The organism is Brevibacillus nigriterrae (genome assembly GCF_049846925.1).
GTDB lineage: Bacteria > Bacillota > Bacilli > Brevibacillales > Brevibacillaceae > Brevibacillus_H.
On the sequence record NZ_JBNCMT010000034.1, the window covers coordinates 46,116 to 62,302 of the forward strand.

11 protein-coding genes, 1 pseudogene and 1 other annotated feature are annotated in these 16,187 nt (G+C 46.6%); of the genes and pseudogenes, 10 read left to right on the plus strand and 2 right to left on the minus strand.

What is annotated here, in order from left to right:
• The first annotated feature begins 36 nt into the window (after positions 1 to 36).
• From recJ to dtd, 4 genes are all read left to right on the plus strand, one after another.
• Complete coding sequence (recJ, locus tag ACPW7N_RS21290) at positions 37 to 2,415, plus strand: single-stranded-DNA-specific exonuclease RecJ (RefSeq protein ID WP_425653284.1); 2,379 nt, start codon at positions 37 to 39, stop codon at positions 2,413 to 2,415.
• 13 nt (positions 2,416 to 2,428) lie between these two features.
• On the plus strand, positions 2,429 to 2,941 hold the full coding sequence (locus ACPW7N_RS21295) for an adenine phosphoribosyltransferase (RefSeq protein ID WP_425653286.1): 513 nt from the start codon (positions 2,429 to 2,431) through the stop codon (positions 2,939 to 2,941).
• Positions 2,942 to 3,163: 222 nt separating this feature from the next.
• On the plus strand, positions 3,164 to 5,332 hold the full coding sequence (locus ACPW7N_RS21300) for a RelA/SpoT family protein (protein WP_425653288.1): 2,169 nt from the start codon (positions 3,164 to 3,166) through the stop codon (positions 5,330 to 5,332).
• A 185-nt stretch (positions 5,333 to 5,517) separates the two neighbouring features.
• Positions 5,518 to 5,964, plus strand: a complete 447-nt coding sequence (gene dtd / locus ACPW7N_RS21305) for a D-aminoacyl-tRNA deacylase (protein ID WP_425653290.1) — start codon at positions 5,518 to 5,520, stop codon at positions 5,962 to 5,964.
• An 84-nt stretch (positions 5,965 to 6,048) separates the two neighbouring features.
• On the opposite strand, the gene ACPW7N_RS21310 is transcribed toward dtd, so the two are convergent.
• Positions 6,049 to 6,672, minus strand: a complete 624-nt coding sequence (locus ACPW7N_RS21310) for a TetR/AcrR family transcriptional regulator (RefSeq protein ID WP_425653304.1) — start codon at positions 6,670 to 6,672, stop codon at positions 6,049 to 6,051.
• On the opposite strand from ACPW7N_RS21310, the pseudogene ACPW7N_RS21315 reads away from it, so the two are divergent.
• Together ACPW7N_RS21315 and ACPW7N_RS21320 are read left to right on the plus strand one after the other, a co-directional pair.
• A pseudogene (locus tag ACPW7N_RS21315) lies at positions 6,661 to 7,191 on the plus strand (alpha-ketoacid dehydrogenase subunit beta); the annotation flags it as partial. The gene ACPW7N_RS21310 and the pseudogene ACPW7N_RS21315 sit on opposite strands and share 12 nt — an antisense overlap.
• Positions 7,192 to 7,210: 19 nt before the next feature.
• A complete protein-coding gene (locus ACPW7N_RS21320; protein ID WP_425653292.1) occupies positions 7,211 to 8,575 on the plus strand; it encodes an FAD-binding oxidoreductase in 1,365 nt (454 codons plus the stop codon).
• 126 nt (positions 8,576 to 8,701) lie between these two features.
• On the opposite strand, the gene ACPW7N_RS21325 is transcribed toward ACPW7N_RS21320, so the two are convergent.
• A complete protein-coding gene (locus tag ACPW7N_RS21325) occupies positions 8,702 to 10,522 on the minus strand; it encodes an N-acetylmuramoyl-L-alanine amidase family protein (protein ID WP_425653294.1) in 1,821 nt (606 codons plus the stop codon).
• 154 nt (positions 10,523 to 10,676) lie between these two features.
• Between ACPW7N_RS21325 and ACPW7N_RS21330 the strand changes: the two genes are divergently transcribed.
• From ACPW7N_RS21330 to aspS, 4 genes are all read left to right on the plus strand, one after another.
• Positions 10,677 to 10,850, plus strand: coding sequence for a hypothetical protein (locus ACPW7N_RS21330; RefSeq protein WP_425653295.1), 174 nt, complete (start codon positions 10,677 to 10,679; stop codon positions 10,848 to 10,850).
• A gap of 94 nt (positions 10,851 to 10,944) precedes the next feature.
• Positions 10,945 to 12,450: a coproporphyrinogen III oxidase gene (locus ACPW7N_RS21335; protein WP_425653297.1), complete on the plus strand. Its 1,506-nt coding sequence runs from the start codon at positions 10,945 to 10,947 to the stop codon at positions 12,448 to 12,450.
• A gap of 193 nt (positions 12,451 to 12,643) precedes the next feature.
• Positions 12,644 to 12,872 (plus strand) — a binding site (T-box leader).
• Positions 12,873 to 12,929: 57 nt separating this feature from the next.
• Positions 12,930 to 14,192 carry a histidine--tRNA ligase gene (gene hisS, locus ACPW7N_RS21340; RefSeq protein WP_425653298.1) on the plus strand — a complete coding sequence of 421 codons (1,263 nt, stop codon included), beginning with the start codon at positions 12,930 to 12,932 and terminating at the stop codon, positions 14,190 to 14,192.
• 56 nt (positions 14,193 to 14,248) lie between these two features.
• Positions 14,249 to 16,030, plus strand: coding sequence for an aspartate--tRNA ligase (aspS, locus tag ACPW7N_RS21345; protein ID WP_425653299.1), 1,782 nt, complete (start codon positions 14,249 to 14,251; stop codon positions 16,028 to 16,030).
• Positions 16,031 to 16,187: the final 157 nt, after the last annotated feature.

Consider the following 16,187-nt stretch of genomic DNA (forward strand, 5'->3'; position numbering starts at 1 on the left):
AATATAATTAGAAATTGGGATTGGAGGGACGAACTCTTGTTACAGGCGAAATCACGTTGGCAATTAACTCCATATGACGAAAAGGCAAGCGATACGATTGCACGTGAATGTGGCATTTCCCCTCTTTTGGCCAAATTATTGGTCATCCGTGGGATTGACACGGTCGAGAGAGCCCACGCCTTTTTGAATGTAAATACTGATCAGTTTCATGACCCGTACTTGCTTGACGGGATGAAGCAAGCAGTCGATCGAATAAGATTGGCTATTGAAACAAAAGAGCCGATTTGTTTGTACGGTGATTACGATGCGGATGGTGTCAGTTCGACAACCTTAATGATTCATGTGATGCGCCAACTGGGTGCCGTGTTTGACTACTACATACCGAATCGTTTTACAGAAGGTTACGGGTTAAACGTGGATGCGATCACAACGATACACGAAAGAGGCTTTAAGTTAATCATAACAGTGGATACTGGCATCAGTGCCGTGGAGCAGGTGGCGCATGCGAATCAGCTTGGGCTTGATGTCATTGTTACGGATCATCATGAACCTCCTGACATACTGCCCGATGCTTACGCTGTCATTAACCCAAAGAAGCCAGGCTGCTCGTACCCGTTTGATATGCTGGCCGGGGTAGGTGTTGCTTTCAAGCTGGCACATGCTCTATTTGGTGAGCCGCCGATGCATCTGGCCGATTTGGCTGCAATTGGAACCATCGGTGATTTGGTTCCATTGGTGGATGAAAATCGTCTTTTGGCTACTTATGGTTTGCAAAAACTTAATCGAACAACGCATATCGGGATGAAAGCTCTCATTCGAGTATGCGGCCTTGATGATAAAGAATTAACCGCAGGGCATGTTGGTTTCGCCATTGCTCCAAGAATCAATGCGGGAGGGCGTCTGGAGACTGCCGAGGCAGCCGTCAAGCTGTTGATTGAAACGGACATGACGCAGGCAGAACAGTATGCACGTACATTAGATCAGCTTAATCAGGAAAGACAGGAACTTGTCCAATTGATTACGGTTGAAGCCGAAGAAATGGTGCTTCAGCATTATCCTCCTGGCGATCAGCACGTTCTGGTGCTTGCTAAAGAAGGCTGGAATCCGGGGGTTGTAGGGATTGTTGCCTCCCGAATGGTGGAAAAATTTTACCGTCCGACGATTATTCTTTGTATCGATCCGGTAAAAGGGACAGCCAAGGGATCAGCAAGAAGCATCGCAGGGTTCGATCTATATGAGGCACTTACCAGTTGCAAGGAACTGTTGCCTCATTATGGCGGACACACAATGGCAGCAGGGATGACACTGCCAGTGGACAATGTTGAACAACTTCGTACGCAACTGAACCAGTATGCAAGACAAAGCCTTACGGAAGAGGATTTAATTCCGCTGGCAAGAGTTGATTTGTCCATGTCCATTGACGATGTGAAAATTGACACGATCGAGGCTTTTGAGAAGTTGGCACCGTTTGGCATGGGGAATCCCACACCAGTTGTGATGATTAAGGATGTTTCCCTGGCAGGGCTTCGCAAGATAGGACGGGATGATTCTCACTTGAAGTGTTCGCTTGCTCGAAGCAGTGTGGCTGTTGACGCAATCGGCTTTTCGATGGCACATGTCAGTGATGAGATCACTCCTTCTGCTGTGGCTGAAGTCATAGGGGAGCTTTCGATTAATGAGTGGAACGGAAACCGCAAACCACAATTTGTGATGAAAGACATAGCTATTCGCCATCGTCAATTGTTTGATTGGCGGGGGATGAAAGATAAAGAGAAAAAGTGGATGGAGCTCTCAAGGCAAACAGGAGTGCTCACCGTCTTTTTTCAGGAAGACCACTTCCAAAAAGGGCAGGAAAGTGTAACCGATCCTTTGCAGATCAATTGCTTGTTTGCAAACGATCTGTCTGCACTACAGCAAGCTCTGCGTGAATATGATGTGCGTGGAAGTCGTTGTCATTCTCTGGTTTTCTATGACTTGCCCAAACAAAAAGCGGTTCTGGAGCAAATCTTGCGAGCATTCCCAGATTGCAAACGGATCTACGTCCTTTTTGGCGATGGAAATCAGAACTTTGATAAGATTGATGTACCAACAAGGGACCAATTCAAACGACTGTATCAAGTCTTCCATCAGCACCGCACGATTACTCACATTCAGCTTGATGCGCTGGCAAAGAAGCTGGATTGGAAAAGAAAGAAATTGGATGCAATGATTGCCGTATTCACAGAACTTGGTATTCTGCAAAAAGAAGAGCAGCAAGTCAGCTTGCACCCAGAACCGACCAAAAATTCACTCGATCATTCTCGTTTGTATGCGGATTGGAAAGAAGAAGCAAATCTCGCAACAGAGTTATTACTATCTTCACAAGAAGAGTTATCTAACTATATGAATCAATGGATGGTTACAGCCGTCTCCTAGGAGGATTTATTCAATGAATTTCAAAGATTATATTCGTGTGATTCCAGACTTCCCTCAACCAGGCATTCGCTTCAAAGACATCACCACTCTGCTCCAAAACGGTGAAGCATATAAAGCAGCAATTAATGAATTGGCTGACTTTGCCAAAGATCTCAATGTTGACGTAATTGCTGGGCCAGAAGCGCGTGGATTTGTAGTTGGCGCACCACTTTCGTATGCCCTCGGAGTCGGTTTTATTCCTGTTCGCAAATCAGGCAAACTGCCTTACGAGTCGATCAAGGAAGACTACAGCCTGGAATACGGAAAAGATGCCCTGGCGATGCATATTGACGCAATCAAACCAGGTCAAAGAGTGTTAATAGCGGATGATTTGCTGGCAACTGGCGGCACGATTGGCACTACTATCAAACTGATCGAGCAATTGGGCGGTGTAGTAGTGGGTGCAACCTTCCTGATCGAACTTTCGTATTTGGATGGACGCAGTCAAATGAAAGATTTCCCAGTCAAGTCACTCGTCCAATACTAGGACAGAACGAACGGGCTACTTATGCCCGTTTTTTCTTTTCACATTCTAAACCTTTACAATACAGCTTCCATACAAGATAATAATATGAAACAGTTTTTTTCTAACATTGGAACAGACATATACTTGAGCATAATAACGGGTTCTTTATACCCTTTAGAACGAGAATAATAAATCGCTTCTTTTTGGAAGTTATTCTGATTTGGAGGATAAGGGAAGGGAATTATGACAACGGGTGTTGATGAGGTAATTAAGAAAGCAAGCACCTATATGCCACCAGAAGATGTCACGTTGATCAGCAATGCCTATCAACTGGCAGCCAAGGCGCATGAGGGGCAAATACGCAAGTCAGGCGTTCCTTACATCATGCATCCCATTGCGGTTGCAGGTATCCTCGTCAATCTCAGACTGGATGCTACGACGGTCGCTGCTGGCTTTCTTCATGATGTCGTAGAGGATACAGAGATTACGCTTGATATGCTTCGCCAGCAATTCGGCGAAGATGTCGCAGCACTTGTCGATGGGGTAACCAAGCTCGAAAAGATTAAGTATAAATCAAAAGAAGAGCAGCTTGCAGAAAACCATCGGAAAATGCTCGTTGCCATGGCTCAAGATATTCGTGTGATATTGATCAAGCTTGCTGACCGTCTGCACAATATGCGGACGTTGAAGCATATGTCAGAAGAAAAACAACGTGAGATTTCAGACGAGACGCTGGAGATTTTTGCACCTCTCGCCCATCGCTTGGGGATCGCATCAGTCAAATGGGAATTGGAAGATATCTCCCTTCGTTATCTGAACCCGCAGCAATACTATCGCATCGTCAATCTGATGCAAAAAAAGCGGACCGAACGAGAAGAGTACATTAGTGAAGCGACTGATATGATTCAGGAGAAATTGAAAGAGCTGCACATTGAGGCTGACATTTCTGGACGTCCGAAACATATTTTCAGTATCTACAAGAAGATGACTTCCCAAAGCAAGCAGTTTAATGAAATCTATGATTTACTTGCCCTGCGAATTATTGTTCATGATATTCGTGACTGTTATGCAGTCCTGGGGATTGTGCACACGCTGTGGAAGCCGATGCCAGGCCGGTTCAAAGACTATATCGCAATGCCCAAAGCGAACATGTATCAGTCCTTGCACACCACTGTAATAGGTCCCAAAGGTGATCCGCTCGAAGTCCAGATCCGTACGATGGAAATGCATCAGACGGCAGAGATCGGGATTGCGGCACACTGGGCGTACAAAGAGGGAACAGGACAGGTACAGGGATCGTTCGAAGAGAAGATCGGTAATTTGCGTGAGATTATCCAGGGTGGACAAGAGGAAGCGCCGAATGCCCAGGAATTCATGGAATCACTCAAGCAGGATTTGTTCTCTGATACGGTTTTCGTATTTACGCCAAAGGGAGAAGTAATCGAGCTCCCCAAAGGGTCAGTGCCCCTCGACTTCGCCTATCGGATTCACTCTGCGGTAGGTAATCGCTGTATCGGAGCCAAAGTGAACGGCAAGATTGTTCCACTGGATCATGCACTCAAAACGGGCGATATCGTTGAGATTCTCACTTCCAAGCACTCGTATGGTCCGAGTCAGGACTGGCTTAAGATTGCCAAGTCGGCACAGGCCCGCAACAAAATTAAGCAATGGTTTAAGCGCGAAAAACGGGAAGAGAATGTTGCCAAGGGCAAAGAGATGATTGAAGCGGAGATTAAATCCCGTGGATTCGAATTGAAGGAAGCCCAAACCGAAGAGAATTATGAGGAAGCAGCGAACAAGTTTAACTTCCAATCCATAGAGGACATGTACGCTGCAGTTGGATACGGCGGATTGACTGCTTCTCAGGTCGTTTCCCGATTGACGGAGAAACTTCGCCGGGAGCGGGAAGAACAGGCACTTCCTGAATTCAAATCCCTGCCTACTCATCAACAGTCCACGAAAAGTGAGTCTGGAGTCCGGGTCAAAGGCGTAGATAACCTTCTTGTTCGCCTTTCCAGGTGCTGTACACCAGTCCCTGGAGATGACATTATCGGGTTCATCACAAGGGGACGAGGGGTATCCATTCATCGCAGAGACTGTCCGAATATCCTCACAGACGACTGCAGCGAACGGCTGATTCAGGTGGAGTGGGAAGGCGATCTCAAGCACAACTACAATGTCGATATCGAAATTACGGGACATGATCGCAGTGGCTTGTTAAACGATGTACTGCAAGTGGTAGGGGAAACAAAAACCAACATCACTGCTGTCACCGGAAAAGCGGACAAGAACCGTGTAGCCACGATCCTCATGACAATCTCGATCAGCAATATTGATCACCTGCAAAAAGTAGTGGAGCGCATCAAACGGATCAAGGATATTTATTCGGTCCGAAGAATTCTCAATACCTGATTACAGGAAGCAGGCTCGTTTCAGAGCGCTGCTTCTTTCTTCAATGAATCGGAAAGTAACTAATTCGAAGCGATTCTTCTACGATTCATCGGAAAAGCTACCGCAAAAGATGGATTCGACGGCATCTTTGAAGGGCTTCAATGGAAGCTTTTCTTTTAGAGATTGATGGATAAGGAGTCTAAAAGATGAGAGTAGTTGTTCAGCGTTCTAAGCAGGCACGAGTCGAAGTAGAAGATACGATTGTCGGTCAAATCGAGCACGGACTTGTGTTATTGGTAGGAATTACACATGAAGACACGGAAAAAGATGTGGAATTTATTGCAGACAAAATCGCAAACTTGCGGATTTTTGCTGACGATGAGGAGAAGATGAATCATTCTGTCATCGATACAGGCGGGCAAATCTTGTCCATTTCGCAATTTACACTGTACGGCGATTGTCGCAAAGGACGCAGGCCGAATTTCATGGCTGCGGCAAGACCGGAGCAAGCAGAAGTCTTGTACGAAATGTTTAATCAAAAGCTTAGAGAAAAAGGCCTGATTGTAGCAACGGGCAAATTCGGAGCGATGATGCAAGTGCATCTGATCAATGATGGTCCTGTGACACTGATTGTGGAGAGCAGTCAGTCGTAAATAGATGCGATGAAAAATTACTTTGTTATAGAAAAAAGCAGGAAGTGACATCTCGATTTAGGAGAGGTCTTTCCTGCTTTTTCTTTACTTTTTGTACAATCCGAACATATAGACCTCAACGATCGTTTTGGCGATTTCCTCAGCCGTATGAGCAGATTCACCAAGGGCAATTTGCCACAGGTTATTTTCTACAGCAGAAAGAAGTACCCATGCGACCTGTTCGGCTGGTAACTGTCGAGCCATCCCCAGTTCCTGAGAGTATTGAATATCATGTTTGATCCGCTCATGAAATTTGCGCACAATATCCTTCCATTTGCTTTGTACCAGTGTGGATAAACCGATGCCCTCCCAGATGATAACAAGTGTGTCCCGATACATTTCGGCCAGTTTCAGAAAGTGAGTTACCTGTGCCTTGATAATCGCATGTGCTTCCTCAATCGTTTGGGGAATGAAACGAATATCGGCAATCGCGTAAAATTCGCTGATCAGATCCTCAATCAGGCAGATGAAGATCTCGTCCTTGCCACCGCTAAAATGAGCATACACCGTCCCGTATCCGGTACTCGCTCGTTCGTTAATCATCGTCACTGTCGTTTGCTGGTATCCGTTTGCGAGGAACACCTCTTTGGCGGCTGCCAGTATTCGGCTGCGGGTTTCTATTGAGCGTTTTTTCCGCCCATCAATCCTCTCTCTATCAATGCTTACGATGCCAAGGGTCTGCTTATTTCAGCCATCCGCAGTGAAGATCCTGTTCTCTTTTTGGAGCCATTGAAGTTGTATCGAGCGTTCCGCATGGAGGTACCTGAAGAAGACTATGAGATTCCTTTAGGAAAAGCAAATGTCGTCAAGCAGGGGAAAGATGTCACGATTGTTACCTGGGGTCCTGCCGTTCCATTGGTTGCCAAAATCGCTGAAGCAGCCGTGCAAATGGGTGTGGATATTGAAGTAATTGATCTGCGCACCATCCAACCACTGGATATCGATACGATTATTCAATCCGTGGAAAAGACCAGTCGATTGATGATTGTCCATGAAGCGGTAAAATCCGGCGGGGTTGGTGGCGAAATTGCTGCTTTGGTCAGTGAAAGAGCGCTCTTCTCCCTATCTGCCCCGATCGTTCGGGTAACAGGCTATGACTCTCCTTATCCGGTGGCTACCATGGAGGATGACTGGCTTCCCAATGTAAATCGGATTCGTGCAGGATTGCAAAAATTAATGTCTTACTAGGGAAAGGGAGGTGGATGAAATGAACTTGTTAGAAGAATTACAGTCGTTGGTAGCGGACCCGAAACAAGTATCAACCGGCGAAACCATTCTGGACCAGCACAGCAGAGCTGTCACCTATTACCCGCCTCATCGACCGGACGTGGTTGTCTTTCCACAGACGAAGGAGGAAATCAGCAGGATTGTCGCGTTTGCCAACCAACATAGAGTACCGATTGTGCCCTTTGCGGCGGGAAGCAGTCTGGAAGGACAGATCATTCCCGTACAAGGCGGAATCAGCATGAACATGATGCAAATGAACCAAATACTCGAAATTCGCCCTGATGATTTTCTCGTTCGGGTACAGCCGGGTGTCACCCGCAATCAATTAAATGAAGAATTAAAAAAATACGGACTCTTCTTCCCAGTCGATCCGGGAGCTGACGCTTCTATCGGAGGAATGGCTGCAACCAATGCGAGTGGAACCAATTCGGTACGGTACGGCGTGATGCGTGACTCGGTGTTGGGACTGGAAGTAGTGCTTGCCAATGGCCAAATCATTCGGACGGGCGGCATGTCGTTCAAATCTTCGTCAGGCTATCACTTGACGGGGATGTTCGTTGGTTCGGAAGGGACGTTGGGCGTTATTACAGAGATCACGCTCAAAGTATATGGCATACCTGAAGTCATCCTGGCGGCAAAAGCATGTTTTTCGTCCATTGACGAGGCTGGCAGAACGGCTGAGGCACTGTTGAAGTCGGGCATACCCATCGGAAAAATGGAACTGGTAGACGAGCGGACCATTCGTGCAGTCAATGCTTACAAAAAAACGAACTATATTGAAGCGCCAACGTTATTTTTGGAGTTTAACGGAAGTAAAACCAGTGTTGATCACGATGTGGAAATCGCCAGGGAGATTGCCGAGCACGGTGGAGTTCAATCATTTGAATTTGAGACAGATTCACTTGCTCGAGCGATGTTATGGGAGGCACGCCATCATGTGGCTTTTGCGATCAAAGCATCAGCACCTGCCAAAGGCTTGGTGAGCACGGATGTATGTGTGCCAATTTCGGAGCTGACCAATGCCATTGTGGAAACCCGCCGGATCGTCGATCAATACGGGATGGCATCAGCAATTTTTGGCCATGTGGGTGACGGGAATTATCATGCGGTTTTGTCGGTCGACGAAAGTAACCCAGAGGAAATCGCTAGGATGGAGGAGATCAACTCACATATTGTGGACTATGCGCTGAAAAAGGGCGGAACCTGCACGGGAGAGCACGGGATTGGCCTTGGCAAGAAGAAGTATTTAAGACAAGAGCATGGGGATGCGGTTGATATCATGATGGTGATCAAGCATTCGCTGGACCCCCATGGTATTTTCAATCCAGGTAAAATTTTTGAATAATAGTACTGTAGTGAAAAGTCAAAAGCGACTGATACGAGATAATTTTCTCCGATCAGTCGCTTTTTTAGTGTTTATAGGTTTGTGCCCCTCCAGACGCCAGAGATAGCTTGTGTCTTGCGGGTTACTTTAGTTTGCCAAAAAGTAGCGAACGATTCCTTTGTAGATCCCCTCTGCAGCCAATTCCTGCTGCTTGGACGAGCGGAGCAGGAGTTCTTCTTCATAATTGGTCAAAAAGCCGATCTCACACAGAATGGAGACAACCGGATTTTCCCGCAATACGAAATAGTTGCCGAAGCGGGCGTTCATGTCTTTATAATCAGTCGCTTTTACGACTTCATTTTGAACAAGGGAAGCCAGTTTGCTTGATTTTCCTTCGGTGTAGTAAAAAATCATTGTCCCTTTTGTCGTCGTATTGGGGGATGTGTTGTGATGCACGCTAATAAACAAATCAGCATTGTTGGAAACCGCTGTGTCTACACGCTGTTGCAATGTCAGGCGTCGATCATCGCTTCGGGTCATAATTACTTTGGCCCCTGCGGCCTCAAGCTTGTTTTTGAGCAGCATGGCTACCTGCAAATTGATCACTTTTTCCAAGGTAGAAAAGCTTGTGCCCGTTGCTCCGTTATCTTCCCCACCATGGCCTGCATCTACTACAATCACTTTATCTTTGACGCTATCTTCTCGAATGACATCATTGATCCCATCTGCATTTACGAGCCATCCGGCGACATACCCTTCAGTTCCGTTGTTCAGACGGATGCGGAACCAATCACCTTCTGTAGCCACAATCGGATACCTTTCTCCACTCTGTACACGACCGAGGATATCAAAGGTTGTTGCTGCACCTGAGCGCAGATTGGTATCAGGATGCAGGATCGTCACATAGGCTTGTCCACTTGGAACATTGGTTGAATCGCCAGGCTGATCTGGTGTTGTGCCTGTTACATTTACCAGCCAGTTTGCTACCCATCCGGTTTGCTGACTCGCCGTTTGCACCTGTACCCATTCTCCTTGACGAGAGAGGACGGTCAAACTATCGCCTTGTTTGAGTTTCCCGATGATTGTCGAGGTCAGACCCGGTTGGCTGCGCAGATTGACAGTCTCTGCCGTAACGGTTGCTTGTCCTTTTGTCAGTGAATCATCGACAGGTTGAGTGACATCTGGAACTGGATTTCCCTGAGGGAACGAGTTGTTGATCCAGGCTGCCTGACCGTCGAACGTAATCCGAAACCAGCCAGCTTGCTCCTGCTCGATGGTAACCTGATCTCCTTTACTAATCATTCCAAGCACAGTTGAGTTTGGGTCGGGAGTCAGATACACAGGAGTATCGACAGATAAAATTTTTATATTGGTGCTTTCAGCAGGAATCGAAACTTGATCTGTAGTTGCCTGTGTTTCTTTTACCAACCAACTGGCCACCCATCCTGACTGATTGGCTGACAGTTGTATCTTGATCCAATCTCCTTCTTTTTGCAGAACGGGATACGAGATTGTTTGGCTAATCGTTTGAATGACAGGAAATGTCTGGGCAGGACCTGAGCGAACGTTTAACTTGTCGACTGTTCCTTGCACTTTGGTTTGAATCGCTGTCGAATTTTGAGTATTCGCCGCAACAGGTTTGACCAGCCAGGATGCGAGCCAACCGGATTTTCCGTCAGGCAACTGAACCTGGTACCAATTATCCTGTTCTTTGAGGACAGGTAATTTGGTGTTGGATGAAATATTGGATGTGATGGTATATGTAAGTCCCGGACCTGAACGTATGTTTAACTTGTCAACAGTTACATGCACATGACTGGGTGTTTCTGAGGAAACATTTGGTGTTTCTAGAGAAACACGCGGCGCAGCGAACGCGGCACTCGGTGTAGCCAAAGCAGTAAGCGTAGGGACGAGTAGACAAGCAAGCATCAGCCCAGTTCCGATTTGATGTCGAAACAAGAGTCTCATCCTCTCTTACATTTTTTTGGGTATTGCAGATTACTAGAGATTCGTTCTCACTCACGCATTTTCCTGCATAAAACGACAATTTCTACCTCACAGTAACTCTTATGGATTCCACCAAAAATGGAAAGACTAACAAGAGCGAAAAGGAGGATGTAACATGCGGCAATCCATCAATGAAACCATTGCAAACAAGACGAACAATCGACTGTTTTCGGTAGACTTCCACGATTTTATGGAGAAAGAAAGCATCTTGAATGATGTAGAACTTTCATCGGAATTTCATATCAGTGTCAGAGAGGTAAATCAATTGAAAAGGAAAATGAAACGATAGAAACTGTTTTTCTTATTTGACCATGTTTTTGCCATTCGATAAACTGTTCTCTAGGCTCGAAACAGTCGTTGAAATGGAAAAGCAGGTGAACAACTTGATTCAAGTTCGAAATATTGGTCACTCATTTGAACGGGAAATCGGATTTATTCTTGCCATGTTTTTTGAGGACCCACAAGTCATGTACGGAACAGAGTGGGGGCAAAAGACAGAGGGACAGGACGACGATTTACTGATCGAATTAAGCGTTAGCCCCAACCTGGATGGTGTACATGCAACTGGCCGACTCGTTGCAGGTTTGACTGAGTACGAATATAACTATACAAGACCCTACCAAGAGCGATCAGAGAAGGGCGAACGCAAGACTGCCAAACAAGCGGTAAGCTATACGCTCCTGACATTGCTCGAAAAACATACTGGAATGGAGCAGGGGTGGGGAATTCTTACGGGCATTCGTCCGACGAAACTGCTGCATAAATTCCTCACATCCGGTATGTCACAGGTGGAAGCGGCACATCACCTGAAAGACGATTATATGGTACGTCCCTACAAGCTTGCGCTATTGCAAGAGATCGTGAATCGTCAGTTGGCGGTCGTTCCAGACTTGTACAAAATTGACCGGGAAGTATCCGTCTATATCGGAATTCCGTTTTGTCCTACCAAATGTGCGTACTGTACATTTCCTGCGTACGCCATCCAGGCGCAACAGCAGAATGTTAATGTGTTTTTGGAAGGATTGCAATATGAAATTCGGGCAATGGGAGAATGGTTGCGTCGTCGTAACCTGCCAATCACGTCCATTTATTTTGGTGGGGGGACACCAACCAGTGTGACGGCAGAAGAGTTAGACCAGTTGTTCGTCACGTTGTACGAGTCGTTTCCACATATGGATCAAGTGCGGGAAGTGACAGTGGAAGCGGGCAGACCAGACACCATCACTCCGGAGAAGCTGGACGTGATGAAAAAATGGAAAGTGGACCGCATCAGCATTAACCCTCAATCATTTACAGATGAGACACTTCTTGCCATTGGCCGACACCATAGCGTGGCAGAAGTAAAAGAAAAATTCCTGTTAGCCAAAGACATGGGTCTGAACAATATCAATATGGATTTGATTATCGGGCTGCCTAACGAAGGCGTAGAGGAAATGAAACACTCCCTGCATGAAGTGGGAGAACTGCATCCGGCGTCGCTCACGGTCCATACATTGTCATTCAAACGAGCCTCCGAAATGACTCAGAATAAAGAGAAGTATAAAGTAGCCAGTAGGACGGAAATCCTGAAAATGATGGAGCTTGCATCTCAGTGGACGCAGGATCACGGCTATCATCCGTATTATCTCTACCGTCAGAAAAATATTCTTGGCAATCTGGAAAACGTCGGTTATGCAAAGAATGGTTATGAAAGCATCTACAACATCATGATCATGGAAGAAGCGCAGACAATCCTCGGATTAGGCTGTGGAGCGGTATCGAAGTTGATGAAACCGGGCAGTGGCGTATTGACTCGCTTTCCCAATCCCAAAGACCCCAAGACGTACAATGATACCTACAAACTTCTGGTGGATGAGAAAATCAAGGCATTGGATGAGATATACGGCTAATTTTGTGTGATAGAAAAAGTTTTCCTGAGAGAACAGTTGACTTCTCTTTCTTGCATTTGCTATGATTCGAATAAGTTTTTAATGAGTTAGGGCCCTGACCGACGACGCTCAGGATGTGCTAGTGTCGACGATGCAACACGGATGTTGCATTTAAGTCGACCACCAGCGTAAGCTTAAGTCGGGTGGGTATATAATTGATCTGTTGAAGGGACCAAGTACCCAGGAAACGCATAGACCAGAGAGGAAGTGACGTGGCTGAAAGCACTTCTGTATGACGACTTGGCGAATGACCTCCCGGAAGACCCACGTGAAAGGATAACAACAAGTAACGTACGGGCGTGAACCAGCGTTAATGGTATGAAAGTGGGATTTTATATCCAAAAAGGGTGGCACCACGGGAGAATACAACTCTCGTCCCTGACGTGATTTTTTCATGTCAGAGACGGGAGTTTTTTTATTTCATGTCTGGAGGGTTAGCTATGTCGAAGATTCAAATACCACGTGGAACACAGGACATTATGCCTGGAACAGTGGAGCTTTGGCAGTATGTTGAGGAAAAAGCACGTGATCTTTGCAGAAGATACAACTACCAAGAGATACGCACACCCATTTTCGAACACACAGAGTTGTTCCAACGTGGGGTCGGTGAAACAACTGATATCGTGCAAAAAGAAATGTATAGCGTCGAATCACGAGGCGAAGATGCCTTGACGCTACGACCAGAGGGGACTGCGGGAGTCGTTCGCTCGTATGTGGAGAAGAAGTTGTACGGTTCACCCGTTCAGCCAACCAAACTCTATTATATCGGGCCCATGTTCCGTCATGAGCGACCACAGGCAGGCCGCTATCGCCAGTTTACCCAGTTCGGGGTGGAAGCGATCGGTTCCAGTGATCCGGCAATCGATGCAGAAACAATTGCCATCGCTGTTCGTTTCTATCAGGAGTTCGGGCTTAAAGGAATTTCCGTCGAGCTAAACAGTGTCGGAACTCTTGAAGACCGTGCGAGACACCGCAGCAAATTGTTGGAGTTTTTTGCACCATTCCGTGATCAGCTTTGTGCCGATTGTCAATCCCGGATGGATCGCAATCCATTGAGGGTTCTCGATTGCAAAGTGGATAAGTGCAAGACCTTGACCAAAGACGCTCCATCCATTCTTGATTACCTAAGTGACGAATCGAAGGAACACTTTGCTGAGGTGCAAGCTCACTTAACGGCGCTTAACATCTCATTTACGGTTGATCCTCGAATGGTTCGTGGTCTCGATTACTACACTCGAACTGCTTTTGAAATCAAGATGGCGGAGATCGGTGCGGTAGAAACGCTTTGCGGTGGAGGCAGATACAATGGTCTGGTCGCTGAAATCGGCGGCGAGGATATGCCAGGTATCGGTTTTGCCCTCAGTATTGAGCGGTTGTTGCTGGCTTTAGAGAAACAAGGAATAACGCTTCCAGTCAATCAGGCTCTCGACTGCTATGTAGTGGTTCAAACGCCGGAAGCCAAGGGAAATGCATTCGTCTTGCTTGATCAGCTTCGTCAGGCCGGCGTGTCTGCCGACATGGACTATCTGAACCGCAAAATGAAAGCACAGTTAAAAGCCGCTGATCGTTACGCATCCCGTTTTGCAGCGATCATCGGTGAAGCTGAGCTTATGAATGGAACAGTAGTCTTGAAGGAAATGGCAACAGGTGAACAACAGGAATTGAAGCTGGAAGAGGTTGCATCCGTTCTAGCAAGTAAATAAACGGTCAATCGCTTAGTTGGAGATAAGAAATTCAGATTTATGTGGAGGGAAATAACGTGTATCGTTCAATTTTTTGTGGAGAAGTAAGTAAAGAGCATGTAGGACAGGAAATTACACTAAACGGATGGGTGAACAAGCGTCGTGACCTTGGTGGCGTAATCTTCATCGATCTTCGTGACCGTACTGGAATTGTTCAATTGGTATTTAATCCGGAGGTGAACAAAGAGGCGTGGGCAATCGGCGATAAAGCTCGTGGGGAATATGTTCTCTCCGTAACAGGTAAAGTCATCAACCGTGCGCAAGAAGCAGTGAATCCGAAACTCAAAACTGGTGAAATCGAAGTCGTCGTATCAGACATCCAAATTCTGAACGAAGCGAAAACACCTCCGTTCATTATTGAAGATCAAGTCGATGTGGATGAATCTCTGCGCCTCAAATATCGCTATCTCGATCTTCGCAGACCAGAAATGCAACGCACATTCATCTTGCGCAGCAAAGCAACCAAAGCATTCCGTGACTATCTCGACCAGAACGGGTTCCTTGAAGTGGAGACGCCGATCCTTACGAATAGCACACCGGAAGGAGCACGTGATTACCTTGTACCGTCCCGTGTTCATCCAGGCGAGTTCTATGCTTTGCCACAATCGCCGCAGCTTTTCAAACAATTGTTAATGGTATCCGGCTTCGAGCGTTATTATCAGGTAGCTCGCTGCTTCCGTGATGAAGACCTTCGTGCGGACCGTCAACCTGAATTTACCCAAATCGATATTGAGACGTCCTTCCTTCCAATGGAGCAATTGCTGCCAGTGATGGAAGAGATGGTTGCACATGTATTCAAAGCGACAATCGGTGCTGATATTCCAACTCCGTTCCCTCGCATGACCTATGCGGAAGCAATGGATCGCTACGGCTCCGACAAGCCAGACGTTCGTTTCGGAATGGAATTGGTCGATGTGTCTGAACTCGTGAAAAACAGCGGGTTCAAAGTATTCGCAAGCGCTGTAGAGAGTGGCGGACAAGTGAAAGCAATCAATGCCAAAGGCTGCGGCCACTACTCCCGTAAAGATGCGGATGAGCTTACCAAATTCGTTAATCGTTATGGTGCCAAAGGTTTGGCGTGGATGGGCTTCAACGAAGGTGAGATCAAAGGTCCAATTGCGAAGTTCTTCACTGAAGAGGAAATCAATACGCTTAAAGCTACGTTGGATGCAAGCGAAGGAGACTTGCTCTTGTTCGTGGCTGACAAACCAAAAGTGGTTGCTGACGCACTCGGCGCTCTTCGCTCCAAGCTTGGTAAGGAACTTGGCCTGATTGACGAAAGCAAATTTGCTTTCCTCTGGGTAGTAGATTTCCCATTGGTAGAGTGGGATCCAGAAGCAAACCGTTATGTGGCACTTCACCATCCGTTCACCAGACCAAAAGACGAAGACCTGCACCTCTTCGATACCAACCCAGGCGCTATGCGTGCACAAGCTTATGACATGGTGCTGAACGGTTACGAATTGGGCGGAGGCTCCATGCGTATCTACAAACGTGACGTACAGGAAAAAATGTTTAAAGCGCTTGGTTTTAGCAAGGAAGAGGCACAAGAGAAGTTCGGCTTCCTGTTGGATGCATTCGAATTCGGTGTACCTCCACACGGTGGTCTCGCACTTGGTTTGGACCGCCTGATCATGCTCTTGACTGGACGCAACAACCTGCGTGAAGTCATTGCCTTCCCGAAAACAGCAAGTGCAAGCGATTTGATGGTAGAAGCACCAGGACCAGTCGATCTCGATCAGCTTCTGCAATTGCACATCGCAACTACAGCAGTGAAAGAAGAAGAAGTAAAAGCATAAATGACTTTTATAAAGAAGATCTGTCCGCAATTGTGGGCAGGTCTTCTTTTTTTGCTTTTCCATTCGGGCTCAAGAAAACCAGCTAATGTTTGTCAATCCTTTGTTCTAGGTAATTCATAAATTTCTTGGTATACTAAATTAGGGTATAGCAAAAAAC

Bases quoted from the DNA above. Each gene is read 5' to 3' on its own strand.
- ACPW7N_RS21295 (WP_425653286.1), top strand. From the start codon at position 2,429: ATGAATTTCAAAGATTATATTCGTGTGATTCCAGACTTCCCTCAACCA.
- ACPW7N_RS21300 (WP_425653288.1), top strand. From the start codon at position 3,164: ATGACAACGGGTGTTGATGAGGTAATTAAGAAAGCAAGCACCTATATG.
- dtd (WP_425653290.1), top strand. From the start codon at position 5,518: ATGAGAGTAGTTGTTCAGCGTTCTAAGCAGGCACGAGTCGAAGTAGAA.
- ACPW7N_RS21320 (WP_425653292.1), top strand. From the start codon at position 7,211: ATGAACTTGTTAGAAGAATTACAGTCGTTGGTAGCGGACCCGAAACAA.
- ACPW7N_RS21325 (WP_425653294.1), bottom strand. From the start codon at position 10,522: ATGAGACTCTTGTTTCGACATCAAATCGGAACTGGGCTGATGCTTGCT.
- ACPW7N_RS21330 (WP_425653295.1), top strand. From the start codon at position 10,677: ATGCGGCAATCCATCAATGAAACCATTGCAAACAAGACGAACAATCGA.
- hisS (WP_425653298.1), top strand. From the start codon at position 12,930: ATGTCGAAGATTCAAATACCACGTGGAACACAGGACATTATGCCTGGA.